This is a genomic window from Oceanivirga salmonicida (genome assembly GCF_001517915.1).
Lineage (GTDB): Bacteria > Fusobacteriota > Fusobacteriia > Fusobacteriales > Leptotrichiaceae > Oceanivirga > Oceanivirga salmonicida.
The window spans coordinates 1-1,097 of record NZ_LOQI01000140.1 but is presented as its reverse complement, the minus strand read 5'-3'; the positions used below and the strand labels follow the sequence as shown (position 1 = coordinate 1,097).

Genomic DNA, 1,097 nt, shown 5'->3' with positions numbered 1-1,097 from the left:
TATTAAGGGTGATAAGATAAAGTTAGAAGATATAAATTGGGAAGAAATAGTGAAACCAATAACTTATCCAGCAATTTTTATTGAAATTAAAAGTTTAGATGAAAGTGAAGTAGATAAAGAAATATATAAAAAAATACAAAAAGATTTAAAAGAATATTATTCTGATTCATATATTGTAATTAGTGAAAAAGAAAGATGGAATTGGTTATGAAAATGAAAAGAGATTTAACACTTATGGGATTAATAATTTTATTTATTTTACTTATAGTAATAAAAATAGGAGTAACAAATTTTAAATATAAAAAAGAATTAATAAATATACTTGAAAAAGAAAGAGGGCTTATTATAGAGTCAAATAAAATAAATGTATATGTAAGTACTGGATTTGATGTAACATTTATAGATATAAGTATGAAAGACCTTTATACAAATAAGAAAATTGAATATAGATTAATCAATGAAATACCAAATTTTAAGAATGATTATGATTATAGTTATTTTTTAGATATTATGAGTTATGATCCATATTTAAAAAACAAAGATTTAATGGAAAATAAAAAAGAAAAAAAAGCTAAAATAGAAGAAATATTGTCTAAGTATGAGGATAAGTATAAAATACTGTATGATATAAAAGAAATATATATATACAAGGGAGAATTAATGACAAGAGGTGGTATAACGATAGATTTGGAAGATGGAATTTATTATAAAACACATGGTTATATAAATATATTAGTATATTTACTAAATGAAAATGTTAAAAGTGAAAAAATAAGGTTAGAAGATATAAATTGGGAAGAAATTGTGAAACCAATAACTTATCCAGCAATTTTTATTGAAGTTAAAAGTTTAGATGGAAGTGAAGTAGATAAACAAATTCATAAAGAAATACAAAAAGAGTTAAAAAAATATTATACTGATTCGTATATTATATTTGTTAAGGTAGAAGAATGGGATAAATATAAAAAGGAAGACCAATTATAAAATGAAAAAAGATATAATCAAATAGACATAATTTAGGAACATCTGATAAGAGATCAAATGACTTATACTTAAAATAATAGGAAGGAATATTGTATATGAAAAATATAATAAAA

The 1,097-nt window shown here is 20.7% G+C and carries 2 protein-coding genes; both read left to right on the top strand.

Translation table 11 applies throughout. The annotated features are described in order from the left end of the window. A partial coding sequence (locus tag AWT72_RS08615; protein WP_231724076.1) for an HMG-box domain-containing protein occupies positions 1 to 211 on the top strand: 211 nt, incomplete at its 5' end. Beyond that, positions 208 to 984, top strand: a complete 777-nt coding sequence (locus tag AWT72_RS08610) for a hypothetical protein (RefSeq protein WP_067143657.1) — start codon at positions 208 to 210, stop codon at positions 982 to 984. The genes AWT72_RS08615 and AWT72_RS08610, both read left to right, overlap by 4 nt. Positions 985 to 1,097: the final 113 nt, after the last annotated feature.